Genomic DNA, 21,542 nt, shown 5'->3' on the forward strand with positions numbered 1-21,542 from the left:
CCTAGTAGGACTGACTTAGATAGCGTTAAATACCAGTAGCATCAGACCAGCGAACACCGGCACCGCAGCCATCAAACCGTCTATACGATCTAAAATACCCCCATGGCCGGGGATTAAATGACTACTATCTTTAATACCAGCCTCCCGTTTGAACATACTCTCTGTTAAATCGCCTAATACTGATACGAAGAACGCAACCATTGAGCATATCAGCAGCGCCAGCGGCGCAGCCGCATCAATAATGGGGGTGTATCTAACGAATATCCAGGCAATTATCGACGAAGTTATCAATCCTCCCACCAGCCCCTCCCAGGTTTTGGCGGGAGAAATTTTTGGTGCCAGCTTATGGCGTCCAATCATACGCCCTAAAATATATGCACCAGAATCTGCACCCCAGACTAGCACAATGACATACAGCAGCAACCAAGCGCCGATAAAATGGTTAATACCATAATGGTATTGACGCAACGCTAGTATGCCCCAGAAAAACGGTAAAATGGTTAGGCTGCCAAAAACCAGCAGCAGTGTTTTTGAATTACGCCAAAATGTAGCAGAATTAGGATAATAGAGTACCAATAATAACGCCACCTGCCACCAAATAATGGCAGCGGCCCACAGGACGTATTGCGCCTGCAAAATTTGCATAAACGGCAGGTAATCTGGTAAATTAAAAATCATCAGCGCCAAAAGCAAGCTGCAGAAACTAATAGCTAGTAGCCATATCCGTTGACTACGCGAAGATAGGCCAGCCAATTGGCCCCATTCCCAGGCGCTTAGCATACAGACTGCCAAGCTCACAAATACTAACTTTATTGGCGATAATAAGAATAATGCAGCGATGACTATGGGTATTAGAATAAAGGCAGTAACCAGGCGAGACTTAAGCAAAAATCCCCCTATACTGCGTGAGTATCGTTAGTTCTCGTTCCACCAAAACGCCTTTCTCTTTGAGCAAAAGCATTAAGTGCACCTTCAAAAACAGCCTCGTCAAAATCTGGCCATAATACGTCGGTAAAAAATAGTTCCGCATAGGCAATTTGCCATAATAGAAAATTACTGAGGCGGTGTTCTCCACCAGTGCGTATAACTAGATCAACAGGAGATAGCTCGTTCATGCAGACCACACGGCATAAAGCGTCTTCAGTTATCTGGTAGGGGAGTAATATACCATCTTGAACCTGGGAAGCAAGATGACGAACACCCTGAATAATATCCCACCGCCCGCCATAATTTGCGGCAATATTGAGAGCCAACCCGTTATTATTGTAAGTCAGTGCCTCGGAGTGACGAATACATTCTTGCAGTCGCTCTCCGAAGCGGGAGATATCACCGATAATACGCAGTCGAACATTGTATTTGTTTAGACTTTTAACTTCATTATCCAGCGCCTGTATAAATAATTCCATCAGAGATGAAACTTCTTGTGTAGGTCGTTTCCAATTTTCACTGCTGAATGCATAAAGCGTTAACGCGTCGAAGCGGTAACTAATAGCCAAACTTACCGCACGACGAACTGATCTAAAGCCAGCTTGGTGACCGAAGATACGTAATTTTCCTCGATTTTTAGCCCAGCGACCATTACCATCCATAATAATAGCCACATGTCGTGGTGAGGGTAATGGCAACGCTTTTTGCTTGTGCTGATTTTCTGACGATATCACGTTGACGTATTTCCTTAATCTTAATTACTTAAGATGCTACTGTCTTGCCCAAAAAGCTTCATTTAGCTAATCAGGACGCGCAAGAGCGCCTATACACGGACGGCAAGATAACTAAATCCGGTCTCAGTTTACCGGTAATCTCACAAATTATACCCTATCGTGGTAGGGTCCGGCATGAAGCACTACTTTGTTCAAAAAAACCAGTGTCATGATCTTTTCTTTGCAAATGCTCGCTATATTCAGCATTCAGCTAGGGTGTATGCGATGGGTGCTGAGTGAAATAACTAATAATAACCAGTGTGTTTAAAAATATTTAAATACACATTATTATGTTATTAGTTGAGTCTACTAAAATTTAGTATTCTCTCAACCAAGAGAGCCAGATATCGCCAATAAAATTTATCCCTCTTTGCGCTGAAGAGGTAGAGGTACATAAAGACTGCAGGTTAGATTTCCATTAATTCTGCTTCTTTTTCTACCAATGCGCTATCAATTTTTTTAATCCAGGCATCGGTTAATTTTTGAATATTCTCCTGAGAGCGACGATCTTCGTCTTCTCCGATGGTTTTTTCTTTTAATAGGGCTTTAACTTTATCATTAGCGTCGCGACGCGCGTTGCGCATTGAAACCCGTCCCTGCTCAGCTTCCGTGCGCACGATCTTGATAAGATCGCGACGCCGTTCTTCTGTTAACGGCGGTAGCGGTACTCGAATGATCGTACCTGCAGAAGAAGGATTAAGCCCCAAATCTGAGGCTATAATGGCCTTTTCTACTGCTGGTGCCAGCGTGCGATCAAATACGGTGATAGCCAGAGTACGGGAATCTTCTGCGACGACGTTCGCTAATTGGCGCAGCGGTGTGAGCGTGCCGTAATATTCTATTTGAATACCGTTAAGTAAGCTCGGAGCAGCTCGGCCAGTACGAACTTTATTGATATGGTTTTTGAACGCGTCGAAGCATTTTTTCATGCGTATTTCGGTGTCTTTGCGGATTTCATTAATCACGTTACGAACCCTTCTTAAGACTTAGTTATCCTTGCTGGCCATGACCAGGCCCAAGGCATTATTATTTAATAATTAAAGTACCTTCTTTATAACCCATTACTATTCGCCGTAGCACGCCAGGCTTGTTCATATTAAATACGCGTATCGGCAAATTGTAATCACGTGCTAAGGTAAAAGCAGCTAGATCCATTATTTTTAACTCTTGTTCTAGCACATCCTGATAGCTTAATTGATCATAAAGTGTGGCATCCGGATGATCTACTGGATCAGCAGAAAAAACACCATCTACTTTAGTAGCTTTAAGGACAGCCTCTGCTTCAATTTCTATACCGCGTAAGCAAGCAGCGGAATCAGTGGTAAAAAATGGGTTGCCGGTTCCGGCAGCGAAAATTACCACACGGTTATTACGCAGCAAACTGATAGCTTCAGCCCAGCTGTAATTATCGCAAACACCGTTTAAAGGAATCGCTGACATCAGATGGGCATTAACGTAGGCACGGTGTAAAGCGTCACGCATCGCTAGACCGTTCATGACAGTAGCCAACATTCCCATATGATCACCAACCACACGGTTCATGCCGGCCTCAGCCAGACCGGCGCCGCGAAATAAATTGCCGCCGCCTATCACTAGACTTACCTGAATGCCAAGTTCTACTAACTCTTTTATTTCCTGGGCCATGCGATCCAACACGCTGGCGTCGATACCGAAACCTTCTTTACCTTGCAGAGCGTCACCGCTCAATTTGAGCAGAATCCGCTGATATATGGGTTTTACGTTAGTTGCCATCTGAATAATAATCTGTTCCTTGAGTGCGATATCACGCACGGTATGGAATTGACTTGACGCTTTTAAAGAGCAACAACCTAGTTTACAGCTTGTTCCAAGCAACTTCACTAAAACTACTGGCTCATGTCCATTTAGGGCAGAAAATTAACTTCTGCATTTTTAATGCCCTCACCAACTTCGAAACGTATAAAACTGTTAATTTTTGTATTGTGTTCTCTCAGAAGCTGAGAGACATTTTTGCTTGGGTCTATTACGAATTGCTGGCCAGTCAAAGTAATCTCATTAGTGAACTTAAGCATACGGCCTTCAACCATTTTCTCTGCAATGGCACGCGGTTTGCCAGACTGCATTGCGATGTCTAACTGTATTTGATGCTCGCGCTCAATAACTTCAGCCGGAATATCATCTGCATTCACATATTCTGGTTTACTGGCTGCAATATGCATTGCGATATGTTTTAGTAATACTTGATCTGCGCCTTCGGCGGATAACATAACGCCAATGCGCGTGCCATGTAGGTAGGAACCCAATAGATTACCTTTTATAATACCTAGGCGACGGATATTAATATTTTCACCAATTTTAGTTACCAGTAAGATACGCTGCTCTTCAAATTTTTCCTTTAGCAACTCGATATCCATAATACGTTCGTTCAGTGCAGCAGTAATTACTTCATTACCGAATTTTTGGAAATTGCTATCTTTAGTAACAAAATCGGTTTCACAGTTTAGCTCTATGATGACGCCGTATTTGCCCTCCTGCGTTATTTTGGTCTGAATGATACCTTCAGTAGCCAAGCAGACGGATTTTTTGGCAGCTTTTGCATGGCCTGACTTACGCATATTATCGATAGCTAACTCAATATCACCATGTTCTTCAGCTAAGGCTTTCTTGCATTCCATCATACCTGCGCCAGTACGTTCGCGCAGCTCTTTAACTAGAGCAGCTGTAATAGCAGTCATTATCTTTGCCTCATTATTCTATGTTATAGAAAGGTTGCAAAGAGAGCCTAATAACAAGATAAGAGGCGCTCTATAGTCAATAAACTTCAACCAATGAAAAATATTGTCTAATTTAGCTTTCAAAAAAAAATTTTTCAGCTGGTGCTACCAGATCTTGAAAATGACATTCAGGTACAGCGGCGGTTGCGACGGCATTAAGGTACAAATTAATAGCGCGGATAGCATCGTCGTTACCCGGAATGATATAGTCGACGCCGTCTGGATCAGAGTTGGTATCAACGATAGCGAAAACTGGAATGCCCAGATTATTAGCTTCCTTAATAGCAATGTTTTCATGTTCTGCATCTATCACAAAAAGTGCGTCTGGTAGACTACCCATATCCTTAATACCGCCCAGACTAGTTTCTAACTTTTTTAGTTCACGAAAACGTATTAGTGCTTCTTTTTTAGTCAGTTTCTCGAACGTTCCGTCCTGAGACTGAGTTTCTAAATCTTTTAAACGCTTGATTGATTGACGAACCGTTTTCCAGTTAGTCAACATACCACCTAACCAGCGATTGTTGACGAAAAACTGATCGCAGCTTTTAGCCGCTTCTTTGACCGCTTCGTTAGCGGCACGCTTAGTGCCGACAAACAAAATTTTACCTTTATGCGCAGCAATTTTTTTAAGCTCGGCCAGCGCCTTATTGAACATTGTTACAGTTTGTTCCAAATTTATAATATGAATCTTATTATGAGTACCGAAAATAAACGGCTTCATCTTTGGATTCCAGTAACGGGTTTGGTGTCCAAAATGGACTCCGGCCTGGAGCATGTCATTTATAGAAACAGTTGACATAATAAACCTTTTTATGAAAGACGGGTTATACCTATAAGAATCCCATAAAGCAGACACTGTTTAGCACGAGCACCCCGGCATATGTGTCGATACTTATGTGTAATAAAATAATTCAGTTTACTTATGGCGATTAGTAGCTTATATAACAACTATCATTATCACTGGCGCGCTTTATAACATAAAGCGCTCATGGACTCCATAAAATATTTTATCTAAGCAGGAAACAAAAAATGATAATTTGGTAGTATTCGGCAGTACTGACATCATGTAATACTGATATTATTTAATATAATTAGCTATTTTTTGATTAATTTCGAGCCTAGTTTGGATCTATAATAACCATGTTTATCAAAACATCTGATGATCTTGCTAAGATGCGTGTTGCCGGCCGGCTGGCAGCTGAGGTTCTGGAAATGATTGAACCTTATATCATACCCGGCATAAGCACTGGCGAGTTAGACCGTCTTTGCCATAATCACATTACAGAAACGCAGCATGCTGTTTCCGCTTCTCTTGGTTACCACGGATTTCCGAAATCGGTATGTATTTCGGTGAATGATGTAGTATGCCACGGCATACCAAGCGATGAAAAACTCCTCAAAGAAGGAGATATCCTGAATATTGATGTCACGGTAATAAAAAATAGTTTCCATGGCGATACCTCAAAAATGTATATTGTTGGTAAACCTACTATACTTGGCAAACGTTTATGTCAGGTAACCCAGGCTAGCCTTTATCTAGCTATCAGCATGGTTCAGCCGAACATTCGGCTACGCACACTAGGCAAAGCCATTCAACAGTTCGTCGAGGCGGAAAGTTTTTCAGTAGTACGTGAATACTGCGGCCATGGCATCGGCGAGGGCTTCCATGAAGAGCCGCAAGTTTTGCACTATGATGCCGATGACAGAGGCGTAATTTTACAGCCAGGCATGGCTTTTACTCTAGAACCAATGGTCAACGCCGGGGATTACCGTATCCGCACTATGAAAGACGGCTGGACGGTAAAAACCAAGGATCACAGCCTGTCAGCACAGTACGAGCATACAATCGTCGTAACTGAAGACGGCTGTGAAGTGATAACACTGCGAGTCGATGAGACCTTACCAACCTTCCACCAGACCTGATAGAGTGCTAGCCTACGCCACTATCGAGGTCTGCTGTCAAAAAAATAATGACATTATATATTAGTTAATTGATTTATATAAACTAACTAGCGCCAGGAAAATTTATTAGTATCGTAAAAAACGATACAGCGATGAACGAGTAAGTAGAGTATATCAGAATGCAGCGGTATCTTTAAAAAGTCCAACTTTTAAATTGCTTGCTGTATAGATGGTTTTATCATAGCATAAAACTTCACCATCGGCCATGCCCATTAATAATTTTCGGTTAATGACACGGCGAAAATGAATGCGATAGATTACTTTTTTTGCGTTCGGTAGCACTTGTCCGGTGAATTTAACTTCACCCACACCAAGCGCTCTACCTTTGCCTTTACCTCCTAGCCAGCCTAAGTAAAAGCCTACTAATTGCCACATAGCGTCTAAACCTAAGCAGCCTGGCATCACCGGATCACCGATAAAATGGCAGTGAAAAAACCACATATTCGGTTTAATATCTAATTCTGCTTCAACGAAACCTTTATTGTAGTTACCACCATTTACCGTCATCTTAATTACTCTGTCTATCATTAACATCTGAGGCGCAGGTAACTGCGGGCCTTCTGTACCGAAGAGTTCGCTCCGGCTAGAAGCCAGCAGGTCTGTTTTTGTATATGATTCGCGTTTATCTACCATATCTCTCTAAACCTTAAGAAGTCACGCATATTATCTGCTCTGTATGGATAGCTAATAATTTAATTAATTCTAATTAAACCAATTTAGCCAACGTAACCCCCAGGGTTTACGCCGTTCATGTAAATTAATATTAGCGATGCGCTCCCGTATTTTTTTGACAATACTTGGCAGTTTATCACTATCAAACGGCATAGCGGTTAAGATTTCTAAAGCTTCATTGATAGTATGTACTGCCCAAAGAGAGAATTGCCCTTCTCGCACCGCCTTAATGACGTCATCGTGCAGACAGAGATGGCGCACGTTAGCAATTGGAAAAATTACGCCTTGAGTTCCGGTTAAGCCACGCGCTTGACATAGTGTATAAAAACCTTCGATTTTTTCGTTTATACTGCCAATAGGTTGCACGTGGCCGAATTGGTCTACTGAGCCTGTGACAGCAATTTGCTGAGTTACTGGTTTATCTGCTAGGGCACTAATCAATGCTACCAATTCTGCCAAAGAAGCACTGTCACCATCAACTTCACCATAGGACTGTTCAAATACTAATGAGGCGTTAAAAGGCAACTGTTGGTCTAGCTTTAGCACTGACATTAAAAACGCCTGCATGATCATCATACCTTTAGCGTGCAAGTTACCACCTAGTTCTGCTTTACGCTCTACGTCGTTGATTTCTCCGTCTCCAATATGTACTACGCAGCTTATACGCGATGGCTCGCCAAATGAGAGAGGATGTCCTGGAAAATCAAGTACCGAAATCGCATTTACTTGACCTACTATCTGGCCTGCTGTTTCTACCATGATTTGTCTTTCTACAATATCATCTTGCATACGTTTGCTAAGGTAACTTTCTCGCCATACGCGGGTGTGTTCGCTGTCGATGACTGCCTGAGCGGTTAGCAACGACTGTGCACTACTATACAGTGCAGCTTCTTTCAGTCGACGGGTCAACCATTGTGGGCAAAGAGGTAATTTTTTCTGATCACCACTGTAGCGAATCGCTTGTTTTATTAGGACAGGCCAGGCGTCGGCTTCTAGCGCAGGCAGACTATGGTGTGCAGCGAGCATGTTAACCCAGGCACACCATTGCGCTATTGCAGAAGCACCATTTATGCTTAATTCAGACTCAAATTCGCCATAGAAAGCTATACTATTAAGATTAGGTTCCAAATAGTTAAGATCAGCAATCGATTCACGCTCTCCTAGTATGATTAGTCGTAAATTTAACGGCATCGACGGAACTGATACCGGCAGTGGGCAGCATTTATTTATCGGCAGCCAATCGAAACGTTGCTGTAAGATCATTTGTTTCAGCCGCAGCCATAGCAAAGGTTGATAGATCAGGGCGCGTGCGCCGACAATGAGCACACCGCCGTTGGCGCGATGCACTAAACCTGGCTGCAAATCTATAAAATCACGGTAGCAGCGCAATGCGCCGAACAACTGCTCATGTTCCACCCAGCACTGCCAAGCGCATGTGTCACGAGCAGCGAAGTTATCTTCTGTTGTTACTGCTGGCTGCTCGCTTACGCCAATGCTGGTTACTATATAGCGACTGCCAATAGGTTTATTAGGTGTCGGAAGGATGTGGTTAACTGTTTGAGCAATGAGGTTAAAATAGTCATTTTCCTCCTTTGCTGTCAGCAGCATAAAACGGCTAGAAAAATGTGAATGACAAAATTGCGTCAGTCCGTTCATTAACCGGGGCTGAAGCGATGCTAAAGGTTTTGGTAGAGGTAGGCATGGTTTATCAAAAACGGCCAAGAAATCTGTTAGATCTGGCAGTAAATATTTCCATTCCAATTTTTTATTGATCAAATTGATAATTAATTTTGATTAGACAATTATACAAAAAAAATAGATAGAGTTATATGTACCATATAACCAATTATAGAATATATATTATTAATCGTTGTTATAGACTAATTAGGTCTTTTGGTAGAGTGGTAGAGAGCTTCTAAGGCACTACATAGTAGGATAGTTCAGGCTTTATGTTTACTATAACATAACAAAAAAGTTTATTTACTTAATTTCTTAAGCGTGGTGCTTGAAGTTGAATACGAATAGACTCTGCTAACTCGTCTAGCGTCGGTTGCTCTGGATGAAAAGAAAAAGATTCTCCCCCCAATTGCGCTTCTGCCAAATAAGTATGCACTGCTTTTCCCTCCTCATCTTCCATCACTACATAATACCAAGGTGCTGTGCGTAAGCTATTATCCGCTGCAATTTCATCTAGCAAAGGTTTTTCTAGAGAATATTCAGGATCTACGTCTATAATAACCCCTAGATACCCCAGCAGCTTATGCCTGACTTGTTGCCCTATCCCAAATTTGCTGGCAATCATAATACCTCCAGTGTGAAAGCATGCCATCACCACCAAATAATGGTGAAAATTTAAGAAAAGTCAAGTATACACTAGAATAAATTAACTCTCTTGCTATACTACTAAGTAGTAGCTTATAATAAAGTAAGCACTTAAAAAAATAATAGATAGAAAGACTAATAGTCTCCTCTAATAATTTTCTATAAGAGGACAAAAATACGTAAACTTTAACTATAAACATTTAACTGGTTTTGGTAAACCAGCTATTTTTGTAGCCTGTTTAGCAGGACCTTGAGGGAATAAACGGAATAAATAACGACTATTTACTTTAGTCTCACCGAATGACTTAGACATTGCTTGAATTAACATTCTAACTGTTGGCGATGTATTATATTGTAAGTAAAAGTTTCTTACAAAACGAATAATCTCCCAGTGCGCTTCACTTAGCTTAATCTTTTCAAGACGTGCAATTTCTACCGCTAGTTCATCACACCAGTGTTGGTGATTAATTAAATACCCTTGCGCATCGGTAAGTATTTCAATACCATTAAATTGCATGATTTAATGTAGTTTTCTTTTAAAGAAAGAGAAAATAAAAATTATTAAAATTTTAATATAATATAAACTAAAATTAGTTATTTAACTTAACTATTAGTTTAGTTATGATTACGATTAATAGTAAATATATTTAATAAATTAACAAATATATTGTACAATGAAACATAGATACTTACTGTAGCTCTGATATAGTTTGTTTCCCCATTTTGAATAATATTGTTTGTTTCCCAAAGAAACGTTCCAGCAGAAAATAAAATAGACATTATACTAATAGTCAATGATAATGCTGCAATATGTAAAAATAAATTAGCAATAATCGCGATAGTTAATACCACAAAGCCTGTAATTAACATCCCAGAAAGGAAAGACATGTTCCTTTTTGTAGTTAGGACATAAGCTGAACAGCAAAAAAAGACTAAAGCGGTACCTCCTAATGACAGCAGAATTACGTCTTTTGACCCGGAGTATAGCAGCATACTAAGTAACGGACCTAAGGTGTAGCCCATAAAACCAGTTAACGCAAAGGTGGCTAGAATACCTGCTGGCTGATTTGATAGCCGATGCGTCAGGAACAACAGAAAATAAAAACCAACCATGGTTAGAATTAACCCAGGTGCCGGTAAATGTAGCACGGTGCTTGTGGTGGCAGTAAAAGTAGAAAATGCCAATGTAAGAGACAGTAAAAAATAGGTGTTACGCAGCACTTTATGTGTACTTAATAACGATGGTCTGCGTGAGAATATCGTAATCAAACGATCCATAATGTACCTCTTTCATTCATTTGAAATATGAAATATAATCAAAAAAATAAGTTTTTGATAATTTACTTAAATAAGTATTAAGTTATTTAGTATAGTAGATAACTGCTATTTATTTCTATTTATTTTACCTATCTTTACGCATCAAAACTTTTAGTTTAAAGTAAAAAAATAAAAAAATCATAAAAATAACTAAAGAGTAGAGATAATAAATAAACAAATATAGTTAATATATTATAATTACAATTAATAGTATAATACTATTAATTTAATAAATAACCTTTACAATATAAAAATTATGATTATATTATAGTTATAGTTTACCGTTGTGGAGGAGTGGCCGAGTGGTTGAAGGCACCGGTCTTGAAAACCGGAAAAGGGCAACCTTTCGTGAGTTCAAATCTCACCTCCTCCGCCATTGAAATTGATGATTATTGATGATTGAAGTTAACAACTAATATAAAAATTAGCATACACCCGTTGCCATAATAACTTAATTGTATCTATCACTACCAAATACTGAAATATGCAGATATTGTCTGGATACAACAGAGCAAATAACAGCGTAGCAGTGCATAGTCGCTTTAGCTGTTTACTTGTAGCTGATGAAAAAAGCAGAAGACGAAATCGACAACGGTATGGCCACAGTAAAGGTACTCCAGCGGGAGTTAGAATATCAGCCATGATGTGGCTTGAATAGCCTATTATCATAGCATAATATACATCAAGGGGGATAAATTCTTGCGGTAAACATAAAGTAAAAAATAAAATACCGGCTATAATAGCCATAAAACTATGGGTAAAACCACGATGACCAAATATATAGGCAATAGGAACGGAAAGCCAGAATAAACGTTGGCCTAATAACGATTTTGGATGATCAAGATCTGGTAGTAGACAGGTCAACACTGCACCAGAGATAATATGCCACCAGTCCCCCTGTGATAAAGGGGGGAAGCAAGATATTTTTTTTACTAAGATGGCACTAGCTAAAGCAAAAATAAAATGCCCTTCGGCGTTCATAGAAAGAACGAAGTAAGAAATGAATTTTTGTGATTTGTCATCGATAAATTAATCCGAGATAGCCTAAAATGATTAACCCTACTAGGCTACTGCTACCAACCTACCAACATAGGGTAGATGGCGGTACCTTTGAGAATAATCGATACCGTAGCCTACAACAAACTCATCTGGGATAGTAAATCCAACCCATTCCACCACTACTTTAACCTCACGACGGTTTGGTTTATCCAATAACGTACAAATAGAGATAGATTGAGGATGGCGTAACGCCAGAATCTCGCATACCCGGCTAAGCGTCTTGCCAGAATCTATAATATCCTCAACTATGAGGACATCTTTGCCACTAATATCATCATCAATATCTTTGATAATTGTAACGTCATAGCATGAATTTATACCCATTCCATAGCTTGAGGTGGTTATGAAATCTATTTCATGTGACACACTCAAAGCTCTGCATAAATCTGCTATAAATATAAACGAACCACGCAGCAGAGCAATCAGTACAACGTTACTGCTGTAACGATAATGATCACTTATGGACAGCCCTAGCTCAGCAATGCGCTGAGCAATATCCTGTTTAGAAATCAACACTTCTACAGTATATTTCATTGCGAATCTATCATTTTGTTAGATAGATGGTAAAAAGCTCATTTTAGCACAATTTACTTGACTAGAATTAATCATAATAATTGATTTTTAATCAATTATTTTGAATACCGGTTAAACCTTGGTTTGAAAAATAACCTTATCAGCTTTTTCAGTATATTCACTCAGGCGAGCAAAATTTAAGTATGAGGTTTCAACAGCAGTCTTATCCATAAGACGCATTGCCTGAAGATATTCTTCTACAGTAGGCAAACGACCTAACATAGATGTTACGGCCGCTAGTTCGGCAGATGCTAAATAAACATTGGCGCCATTGCCCATACGGTTAGGGAAGTTACGGGTAGAGGTAGAAACTACAGTAGCGCCGTCCATAACTCGAGCCTGATTACCCATACACAGAGAGCAGCCTGGAATTTCTATACGCGCGCCGCTTTTACGAAAAACATTATAATACCCCTCAGCTGTTAGCTGAGCAGCATCCATTTTAGTCGGCGGTGCGATCCATAGCCTGGTAGGCAATTGACCTTTATGCTTGTAAAGCAGTTTACCTACAGATCGAAAATGACTAATATTTGTCATACAAGAACCAACAAAAATTTCATCAATCTTACTACCGGCAACATCTGATAATAGACGGGCGTCGTCAGGATCGTTCGGTGCGCATAATATAGGCTCGGTAATTTCATCTAGGTTAATATCAATAACTGCAACGTATTCAGCATCAGCATCCGCTGACAGCAACGTCGGATTAACGAGCCAGCTTTCCATTTTTTTTATACGTCGCTCTAGGGTGCGACGGTCACCATAGCCTTCCCATATCATCCATTTTAAAAGTACAACATTAGAATTTAAGTACTCGGTAATGGGGTCTTGATCAAGCTTGATTGTACAGCCTGCAGTAGAACGTTCTGCAGAGGCGTCAGCCAGTTCAAAAGCCTGCTCTACTTTTAACTGCGGCAAACCCTCTATTTCCATGATTAGACCAGAGAAAATGTTTTTTTTAATCTTTTTTTTATCAACTGTCAGCAGTCCTTGCTTAATTGCATAATAAGGAATTGCATGCACCAAATCTCGAATGGTGATTCCAGTATGCATAGTGCCTTTAAAGCGAACGAGCACTGATTCTGGCATATCTAGCGGGATAATTCCCGTTGATGCTGCAAAGGCAACTAGCCCAGAGCCAGCAGGAAACGAAATCCCGATAGGAAACCGAGTATGAGAATCTCCGCCAGTACCTACTGTATCGGGCAAAAGCATACGATTAAGCCAAGAGTGAATAATGCCATCTCCCGGACGTAGGGAAACACCGCCACGATTCATAATAAATTCCGGCAGGGTATGATGATTTTGCACATCTACAGGCTTAGGATAGGCAGCAGTATGACAAAAAGACTGTATTACCAGATCAGCAGAGAAGCCTAGACACGCCAGATCATTCAATTCATCACGGGTCATTGGGCCGGTTGTATCCTGAGATCCAACCGACGTCATTTTTGGCTCGCAATACTGACCTGGACGTACTCCAGAGATGCCACAGGCACGGCCAACTATTTTTTGCGCTAGCGTATATCCTTTATCGCTGGCAGCAACATCACGTGCATGGCGAAAAATATTGTTTGACGGTATCCCAAGAGATTCACACGCGCGTTTGGTCAGCCCTCTACCGATGAGAAGCGGTATACGGCCTCCGGCACGAAATTCATCTACTAGCATATCTTTTTTAAGGTTAAAACTAGTTAATAGTCTGCTATTATCGTGCTGACAAATTTTTCCTGCAACCGGGTATATGTCGATAACATCGCCCATATTCAAATCTGATACGTCTACCTCTATGGGTAGAGCGCCGGCGTCTTCCATAGTATTAAAGAAAATTGGCGCAATTTTGCTGCCTAATACTATCCCACCACTGCGTTTGTTCGGTATATAAGGAATATCATATCCCATAAACCATAGGACGGAATTGGTAGCAGATTTACGCGATGAACCGGTACCAACCACATCGCCGACATATGCCAGCGGATAACCTTTTTTGTTTAGAGCCTCAATTTGCTTGATAGGTCCAACGTTACCAGGTTCATCGGGAAATATTCCATCACGGGAGTTTTTTAGCATTGACAGCGCATGTAGCGGGATATCCGACCGTGACCATGCATCTTGAGCTGGTGAAAGATCGTCAGTGTTAGTTTCTCCAGTTACTTTAAAAACAGTCACGGTAATTTTTTCTGCAAGTTTTGGGCGAGATAAAAACCATTCTGCATTTGCCCAGGAGATTATTACTTCCTGCGCATAGTGATTGCCGTCTTTAGCTTTTTTTTCAACATCATAAAAGTTATCAAACAACAATATTATAGTTTTAAGCACGCGTGCAGCGATAGGAGCCAATGCTTCGTTGTGCAGTGCTTCCAACAGCGGAGCAATATTATAACCGCCCTGCATCGTACCCAGTAATTCAATGGCTTTTTCCGCCGTTATTAGTGGCGATTGCTTTTTTCCCTTAGCGATAGAAGCAAGAAAGCTTGCTTTGATATAAGCTGCTTCATCCACACCAGGTGGCACCCGATGAGTCAACAATTCCAGTAAATAGACTTCTTCGCCTGCCGGCGGTTTTTTCAGTAGATCAACTAACGCTACCATTTGTAAGGCATCAAGAGGCTTAGGAACAATGCCCTGTGCAGCACGCTCGGCAACATGCTTACGATAAGCTTCTAGCACAACGTTCTCCTAATGATTAAGTACTAGCTCTTACTATTGAGAAACATTCTATTAACTGAAAAAAAAGAAAGCACCACCATCTCTATAATTTACATGCAGCCTTGAACTGCAAAGCGCAGGGGAGGTTTATAATTTTTCTTCTTTATGATACTTCCATACTCTCCACTATCCTTATTAGGAACTAACAGTTAAAACAGTTAAAATAAGTGTGTTCTAAAACAGACTAGATTATTATTTTAGTCACCCTGCTACTAAGAGCAGTAGATCTAGGATAAAATTATATTATATAATATGGTTTATTTAAATCAGTCAATAGCGCATTCGTTATACCGATCCGCGAAGTTTTTGATCTTGGCTAGGAGCCTTTATAAGTATTTATTTTTATTGATCTTAAAATTAGGCAAATCGGTAATGGTACCTTCGTATATTTCTGCTGCCAGTCCCACTGATTCGTGCAGTGTGGGGTGTGCATGAATAGTCAGTGCGATATCTGCTGCATCGCAACCCATCTCAATAGCCAAGCCTATCTCCCCTAGTAATTCACCACCATTTACGCCGACTACTGCACCGCCAATAACCCGGTGCGATTCTTTATCAAAAATTAGTTTTGTTATACCTTCCTGGCAATTAGATGCAATAGCACGACCAGAGGCAGACCAGGGGAAGATCACTATTTCATAGCTGATACCTTTTTCTTTAGCTTCTTTCTCAGTAAGACCAACCCACGCCAATTCTGGTTCGGTATAAGCGATAGAAGGAATAACTTTAGGGTCAAAATAGTAATTTTTTCCAGCTATAATTTCTGCCGCAACGTGCCCCTCGTGGGTACCTTTGTGCGCTAGCATCGGTTGCCCGACAATATCGCCGATAGCGTAGATATGAGGCACATTAGTGCGCATTTGTTTATTAACGTGGATAAAACCTTGATTATCAACTGCAACTTCGGCCTGTTCTGCATCCAGTAATTTACCGTTTGGTACGCGGCCTACAGCAACTAATACAGCATCGTAGCGCTGGACTTCTTTCGGCGCTTTTCTCCCTGCCATTCTAACATATATGCCGTCATCTTCTGCTTCCATAGTCGTAATTTTAGTTTCCAGTATTAAGTTAAAATGTGAACTAATTCGCTTAGCAAAAAATTGTACTACGTCTTTATCGGCAGCTGGAAGAATATGATTGCACATTTCCACTACATCAATTTCTGAACCTAGAGCGTGATAAATGGTAGCCATTTCTAAACCGATAATGCCACCACCCATAACCAGCAGCCGCTTCGGTACAGTTGTTAACACAAGCGCATCAGTAGAATCCCATATACGAGGATCACCATAGGGGATAAATGGAAGTTGAACTGGACGGGAACCAGCAGCGATAATGGCATTATCGAATGTAACAACGGTGGTGGTACCGTTGTTTTTCTGCACTTGTAGGGTATGGGAGCAGGTGAATTTGCCGTAGCCATTGACCATTTTCACTTTACGCTCTTTTGCCATTTTGTTTAAACTACTGGTCAACTGAGCAACTACTTTTTCTTTCCAGGTTCGTACGTTGTTGAGATTAATTTGAGGTTCGCCGAAAATAATGCCATTTTTACTCAGTGCTTTAGCCTCTTTGATCACTTTAGCGACATGCAATAAAGCCTTAGATGGAATACAGCCTACATTTAGACAGACACCGCCGAGAGTAGCGTGACGTTCCACTAGAACAGTATCTAGACCTAAATCAGCACAACGGAAAGCCGCAGAATACCCACCTGGACCAGACCCAATTACTACTACTTGAGTTTTTATTTCGCTACTCATATAGTTCTATGACCTCTTAGTTATTTATCCGGCTGTTCAGGCAGAAATTGATTACATCAATTTATTGGAGCACAAAAATTGCTAATGTCTAACGGGAAATAAGCAATCATCTTTTACTAAAAGTAAAGACATGCCAATCCCATCAGATAAGGCAAAAATGAAAACTCTAATCTAAGTCTTACATTGTCTTACATTAATAAATGACGAACATCAGACATTACATGATTGATAAAACTTATAAAACGTACGCCATCGGCACCATCAATCACCCTGTGATCATATGATAATGACAGCGGTAATATCAGCCTTGGTGCAAACTCTTTGCCATCCCATACCGGTTTAATAGAAGATTTAGATACACCAAGTATCGCTACTTCTGGCGCATTAACGATAGGCGTAAAAGATGTACCGCCGATACCGCCTAGACTAGATATACTAAAACATCCGCCTTGCATATCTGATAATATTAATTTACCTGCACGAGCTTTTTTAGAAAGCTCCATCAGTTCGCGTGACAGTTCCATAATGCCTTTCTTATTAACATTTCGGAAGACTGGTACCACTAAACTGTTAGGAGTTTCTACCGCTACACCGATGTTAATATATTTTTTTAGCGTAAGTTTCTGGGAGTCTGCAGATAGCGAGCTATTAAAGCGCGGTAGCTCTTCTAGTGCTTTTGCTACCGCTTTCATAATAAATACCAGTGGCGTAATTTTTACATCCAGTTTCTTCTTTTCTGCTTCAGCGTTCTGCTGTTTGCGAAACTCCTCCATTTCTGTAATATCAGCTTCGTCGAACTGAGTAACGTGGGGAATCATCACCCAATTTCTGTGAAGATTAGAACCTGAAATTTTTTTAATCCTACTCAGTTCTATCTCTTCTATGTTACCAAATTGGCCGAAATTTATTTTCGGCCACACGAGTCTTCTCGAAAAAGAACTAAAAAAACTACCACTAGCGGTAGACTCAGACAAGGATTCTGCGTTTTTTACTGCCTCTTTGACATATGCTTGGATATCCTCGCATAGGATGCGGCCTTTACGTCCTGTGCCTTTAATATTCGTTAAATTAACACCAAACTTGCGTGCTAGTCTACGAATAACTGGAGTAGCATGGAAATAGGCATCATTTTCGGCAAATGCTTCTTTTTCGGCAAATTCTTCTTTTTTATTTTTGTTAGCCTGTACCGGTACATTTTTATTAGCGCTGGATACCCCCCAAGTAAATACCTCTGTAGTTTGCTGGCTATTAACCATGGTATTTTTAGTACCTATCGCGGCCGGTTGATCATCTTCCACTTCGAAGATCATGATTAGTGAACCGTTAGTTATTTTATCACCAACTTTGATATTAATCTCTTTAACTGTACCAGCAAACGGCGCTGGCACTTCCATCGAAGCCTTATTACCTTCCACGGTAATCAGTGACTGCTCGGCACTAACTTTATCACCAACTTGAACCATAATCTCAATAACTTCGACTTCTTCGTCACCAATGTCCGGTACTTTTACCTCTTTCCTGCTGCGAGACTGATCATTAGTGCTTTGCTGTGGTGACGCAGCAGGTGCTGCGTTGCTGTTTTGTTCTCCGCTTATAGTTTCGAACAACATAATTAGTGAACCGTTAGTTATTTTATCACCAACTTTGATATTAATCTCTTTAACTGTACCAGCAAACGGCGCTGGCACTTCCATCGAAGCTTTATCACCTTCTACGGTAATAAGCGACTGTTCTGCTTCTACTTTATCGCCTACGCTTACCAGAATTTCAGTAACTTCAACTTCATCTATACCAATATTAGGTACCTTAATTTCAAGAACCATAATTTACCTCTTATGCCAGACGCGGGTTAACTTTATCAGCATCGATACCTAATTTGATAATGGCTTGCGTTACTACATCAGTATCGATATCGCCGCATTTAGCTAACGCTCCTAATGCTGCTACCACTACATAACTGGCGTCAACTTCAAAGTGATGCCGCAGATTTTCGCGGCTGTCGGAACGGCCAAAACCGTCTGTGCCTAAAACACGGAATTCACTGGCCAGGATGAAATTACGGATCTGCTCTGCAAATAGTTTCATATAATCAGTAGAAACTACCACTGGAGCAGTGTTCATCACACTAGCTACATAAGGCACGCGTGGTGTTTGCGTCGGGTGCAACATGTTCCAACGTTCACAATCTTGGCCGTCACGCGCTAGCTCGGTAAACGAGGTCACACTGTAGACATCTGATCCCACACCATACTCTTCTAACAGCATATTAGATGCTTCACGAACATGACGCAAAATAGCTCCTGATCCCATTAATTGTACCTTACCTTTTTTGCCTTCTAGTGTTTCTAGTTTGTAGATCCCTTTACGTATCCCCTCCTGTGCCCCTTTTGGCATTGCCGGCATGTGATAGTTTTCATTTAGTGTGGTCAAGTAATAGTAAACATTTTCTGGATTTTCGCCGTACATACGAATCAGACCGTCGTGCATTATAACCGCGACTTCATAAGCGTAAGCTGGATCATAAGAGATACAATTCGGGATGGTCAGTGCTTGAATATGGCTATGGCCATCTCCATGTTGCAGCCCTTCACCGTTTAAAGTGGTACGCCCAGAAGTTCCACCAATCAAGAAGCCGCGAGCTAACTGGTCTCCAGCTGCCCAACATAGATCACCAATACGCTGAAAACCAAAAATTGAATAATAGATGTAGAACGGAATCATCGGTAAATCGTTAGTACTATAGGAAGTGGCTGCAGCTAGCCATGATGAAGCTGCACCCAGTTCGTTAATACCTTCTTGTAAAATTTGACCATTCTCATCTTCGCGGTAGTAGGCTACCTGCTCGCGGTCCTGCGGGATGTACTGCTGTCCATGCGGACTATAGATTCCAATCTGACGGAACAAACCTTCCATACCGAAAGTACGGGCTTCATCTGCAATAATAGGCACTATTCTATTTTTAATCGACTTATTTTTTAACATAATGTTGAGTGTGCGCACAAAAGCAATAGTAGTTGAGATTTCTTTTTTCTGCTCTACAAACAGCGAAGAGAAGTCTTCAAGCGTAGGTAATTCCAGCGGTTTGGTAAAGTTCTTCAGACGGCTAGGCAGGTAACCTTGTAGCGCTTTGCGGCGCTCGTGCAGATAAGTGTGCTCTGCTGAACCTTCTTCAAAAGTTATATAGGGTAACGATTCTATTTTATTATCGTTAATAATATTGTTTAGATTAAAACGATCACGGAAGTATCGTACCCCTTCCATATTCATTTTCTTTACTTGATGCGCAATATTCATACCTTCTGCGGTCATGCCCATACCGTAACCTTTGATCGTATGAGCCAATATAACAACAGGTTTGCCTTTGGTGTTTTTTGTTTTTTGCAGTGCAGCGTAAATTTTCTTTGGATCGTGGCCACCACGATTCAGTGCCCAAATCTCTTCGTTACTCATATCTTTTACCAACGCTGCTGTTTCAGGATATTTACCGAAGAAATGCTCGCGTACGTATGCGCCGTTTTTCGATTTGAAAGTTTGATAATCGCCATCAACAGTTTCATTCATCAATTGAATCAGCTTGCCAGTTGTATCCTTGCGCAGTAGTTCATCCCAGCGGCTACCCCAGATTACCTTTATTACTTCCCAACCAGCTCCACTAAATACACCTTCAAGCTCTTCGATGATTTTACTGTTGCCGGTCACTGGGCCATCTAGACGCTGTAAATTACAATTGATGATGAATACGAGATTGTCGAGCTTCTCACGAGTAGCTATAGTTATAGCACCCTTAGATTCAGGTTCGTCCATCTCACCATCTCCCAAGAAAGCGTACACTTTCTGGTTGGTGGTGTTTTTTAAGGCGCGATGGTTAAGATATTTAAGGAATTTAGCCTGGTAAATGGCGCTGATTGGTCCTATACCCATAGACACCGTAGGAAACTGCCAAAATTCCGGCATCAGCTTAGGATGTGGGTATGATGATAGCCCTTTTCCATGTACTTCCTGGCGGAAGTTGTTCATCTGCTCTTCTGTCAGCCGGCCCTCAAGAAAGCTACGAGCATAAACACCAGGAGAAATATGCCCTTGAAAATAAACCAGATCACCACCATCTATATCATTACGCGCGTGGAAAAAATGGTTAAAGCATACTTCATAAATAGTAGCCGAAGACTGGAATGATGCCATATGACCACCTAGGTCTAAATCTTTTTTTGAAGCGCGCAAAACAGTCATAATGGCATTCCAACGAATAGCTGAACGGATACGACGTTCAAGCTCCAAGTTCCCGGGATATTCCGGCTCTTCTTCGACAGAAATTGTATTTATATAATTACTGATAGTAACAGTTTTTGCTTTAGTAACATCTTGAACGATGTTTACTCCATTTTTTTTTGCTTCGTTTATGACCTGATTAATCAGAAATTTGGCACGTTCAATACCTTCTTCACAGATAACTGATTTGATCGACTGTAACCAGTCTAGTGTTTCTATTGGATCTACATCATTGTAAAAACATTCTGACATACTACTATTCCTCTTATCTTAATTAGCATAATTCAAATTTATATATTAGACCCATACCCCATAAAGCGCAGAATAAGAACCAATATTATAGCTTATAGCCTAAGACTGTTTACCATTTAGGTAAAATAATTCTCCATCTATTACCATAATATACTTCATACTAAGTATCTCTTTCCCGATCGACTTAGTAG

General features: G+C 40.8%; 18 protein-coding genes and 1 tRNA gene. 2 read left to right on the forward strand and 17 right to left on the reverse strand.

The window, feature by feature from the left end; genetic code table 11:
- Positions 1–15: 15 nt before the first annotated feature.
- The 6 genes from cdsA to rpsB all read right to left on the reverse strand — a co-directional run bounded on the left by cdsA (position 16) and on the right by rpsB (position 5,252).
- A complete protein-coding gene (gene cdsA, locus A4A70_RS01695; RefSeq protein WP_067567869.1) occupies positions 16–888 on the reverse strand; it encodes a phosphatidate cytidylyltransferase in 873 nt (290 codons plus the stop codon).
- An 8-nt stretch (positions 889–896) separates the two neighbouring features.
- A complete protein-coding gene (gene ispU / locus A4A70_RS01700; RefSeq protein ID WP_067568303.1) occupies positions 897–1,658 on the reverse strand; it encodes a (2E,6E)-farnesyl-diphosphate-specific ditrans,polycis-undecaprenyl-diphosphate synthase in 762 nt (253 codons plus the stop codon).
- 449 nt (positions 1,659–2,107) lie between these two features.
- On the reverse strand, positions 2,108–2,665 hold the full coding sequence (frr, locus tag A4A70_RS01705; protein ID WP_067567870.1) for a ribosome recycling factor: 558 nt from the start codon (positions 2,663–2,665) through the stop codon (positions 2,108–2,110).
- 61 nt (positions 2,666–2,726) lie between these two features.
- Positions 2,727–3,452: a UMP kinase gene (pyrH, locus tag A4A70_RS01710; protein ID WP_067568306.1), complete on the reverse strand. Its 726-nt coding sequence runs from the start codon at positions 3,450–3,452 to the stop codon at positions 2,727–2,729.
- Between the two features lie 131 nt (positions 3,453–3,583).
- Entirely contained in the window at positions 3,584–4,414 is an 831-nt protein-coding gene (gene tsf / locus A4A70_RS01715; protein ID WP_067567871.1) for a translation elongation factor Ts, read from the reverse strand.
- A gap of 112 nt (positions 4,415–4,526) precedes the next feature.
- Positions 4,527–5,252 carry a 30S ribosomal protein S2 gene (gene rpsB, locus A4A70_RS01720; protein ID WP_067567872.1) on the reverse strand — a complete coding sequence of 242 codons (726 nt, stop codon included), beginning with the start codon at positions 5,250–5,252 and terminating at the stop codon, positions 4,527–4,529.
- A gap of 341 nt (positions 5,253–5,593) precedes the next feature.
- On the opposite strand from rpsB, the gene map reads away from it, so the two are divergent.
- Positions 5,594–6,376, forward strand: coding sequence for a type I methionyl aminopeptidase (gene map / locus A4A70_RS01725; protein WP_408605390.1), 783 nt, complete (start codon positions 5,594–5,596; stop codon positions 6,374–6,376).
- Between the two features lie 153 nt (positions 6,377–6,529).
- On the opposite strand, the gene fabA is transcribed toward map, so the two are convergent.
- The 5 genes from fabA to A4A70_RS01750 all read right to left on the reverse strand — a co-directional run bounded on the left by fabA (position 6,530) and on the right by A4A70_RS01750 (position 10,687).
- On the reverse strand, positions 6,530–7,048 hold the full coding sequence (gene fabA / locus A4A70_RS01730; RefSeq protein WP_067567874.1) for a bifunctional 3-hydroxydecanoyl-ACP dehydratase/trans-2-decenoyl-ACP isomerase: 519 nt from the start codon (positions 7,046–7,048) through the stop codon (positions 6,530–6,532).
- A gap of 69 nt (positions 7,049–7,117) precedes the next feature.
- Positions 7,118–8,863, reverse strand: coding sequence for an AAA family ATPase (locus A4A70_RS01735; protein ID WP_082798875.1), 1,746 nt, complete (start codon positions 8,861–8,863; stop codon positions 7,118–7,120).
- Between the two features lie 208 nt (positions 8,864–9,071).
- Positions 9,072–9,389, reverse strand: coding sequence for a heat shock protein HspQ (gene hspQ / locus A4A70_RS01740; RefSeq protein WP_067567877.1), 318 nt, complete (start codon positions 9,387–9,389; stop codon positions 9,072–9,074).
- Between the two features lie 210 nt (positions 9,390–9,599).
- Positions 9,600–9,926, reverse strand: coding sequence for a TusE/DsrC/DsvC family sulfur relay protein (locus tag A4A70_RS01745; protein ID WP_067567879.1), 327 nt, complete (start codon positions 9,924–9,926; stop codon positions 9,600–9,602).
- A 98-nt stretch (positions 9,927–10,024) separates the two neighbouring features.
- Positions 10,025–10,687 carry a Bax inhibitor-1 family protein gene (locus tag A4A70_RS01750; protein WP_067567881.1) on the reverse strand — a complete coding sequence of 221 codons (663 nt, stop codon included), beginning with the start codon at positions 10,685–10,687 and terminating at the stop codon, positions 10,025–10,027.
- Between the two features lie 327 nt (positions 10,688–11,014).
- On the opposite strand from A4A70_RS01750, the gene A4A70_RS01755 reads away from it, so the two are divergent.
- Positions 11,015–11,102, forward strand: a tRNA-Ser gene (locus tag A4A70_RS01755).
- A gap of 29 nt (positions 11,103–11,131) precedes the next feature.
- Here A4A70_RS01755 and A4A70_RS01760 read toward each other — a convergent pair.
- The 6 genes from A4A70_RS01760 to aceE form a co-directional block, all read right to left on the reverse strand.
- Positions 11,132–11,707: a metal-dependent hydrolase gene (locus A4A70_RS01760; protein ID WP_067567882.1), complete on the reverse strand. Its 576-nt coding sequence runs from the start codon at positions 11,705–11,707 to the stop codon at positions 11,132–11,134.
- Positions 11,708–11,788: 81 nt separating this feature from the next.
- Positions 11,789–12,319: a hypoxanthine phosphoribosyltransferase gene (hpt, locus tag A4A70_RS01765; RefSeq protein WP_067567883.1), complete on the reverse strand. Its 531-nt coding sequence runs from the start codon at positions 12,317–12,319 to the stop codon at positions 11,789–11,791.
- Positions 12,320–12,430: 111 nt separating this feature from the next.
- Positions 12,431–15,028 (reverse strand): bifunctional aconitate hydratase 2/2-methylisocitrate dehydratase, encoded by a 2,598-nt coding sequence (gene acnB, locus A4A70_RS01770; RefSeq protein WP_067567884.1) that lies wholly within the window; start codon positions 15,026–15,028, stop codon positions 12,431–12,433.
- Between the two features lie 365 nt (positions 15,029–15,393).
- The gene (lpdA, locus tag A4A70_RS01775; RefSeq protein WP_067567887.1) at positions 15,394–16,830 is read right to left on the reverse strand and encodes a dihydrolipoyl dehydrogenase; all 1,437 of its coding nucleotides are present in this window, start codon (positions 16,828–16,830) and stop codon (positions 15,394–15,396) included.
- A 188-nt stretch (positions 16,831–17,018) separates the two neighbouring features.
- The gene (aceF, locus tag A4A70_RS01780) at positions 17,019–18,653 is read right to left on the reverse strand and encodes a pyruvate dehydrogenase complex dihydrolipoyllysine-residue acetyltransferase (protein ID WP_067567890.1); all 1,635 of its coding nucleotides are present in this window, start codon (positions 18,651–18,653) and stop codon (positions 17,019–17,021) included.
- A gap of 10 nt (positions 18,654–18,663) precedes the next feature.
- A complete protein-coding gene (gene aceE, locus A4A70_RS01785; protein WP_067567892.1) occupies positions 18,664–21,351 on the reverse strand; it encodes a pyruvate dehydrogenase (acetyl-transferring), homodimeric type in 2,688 nt (895 codons plus the stop codon).
- Positions 21,352–21,542 lie beyond the last annotated feature (191 nt).

The sequence above is a fragment of the Candidatus Hoaglandella endobia genome, from assembly GCF_900044015.1.
Lineage (GTDB): Bacteria > Pseudomonadota > Gammaproteobacteria > Enterobacterales > Enterobacteriaceae > Hoaglandella > Hoaglandella endobia.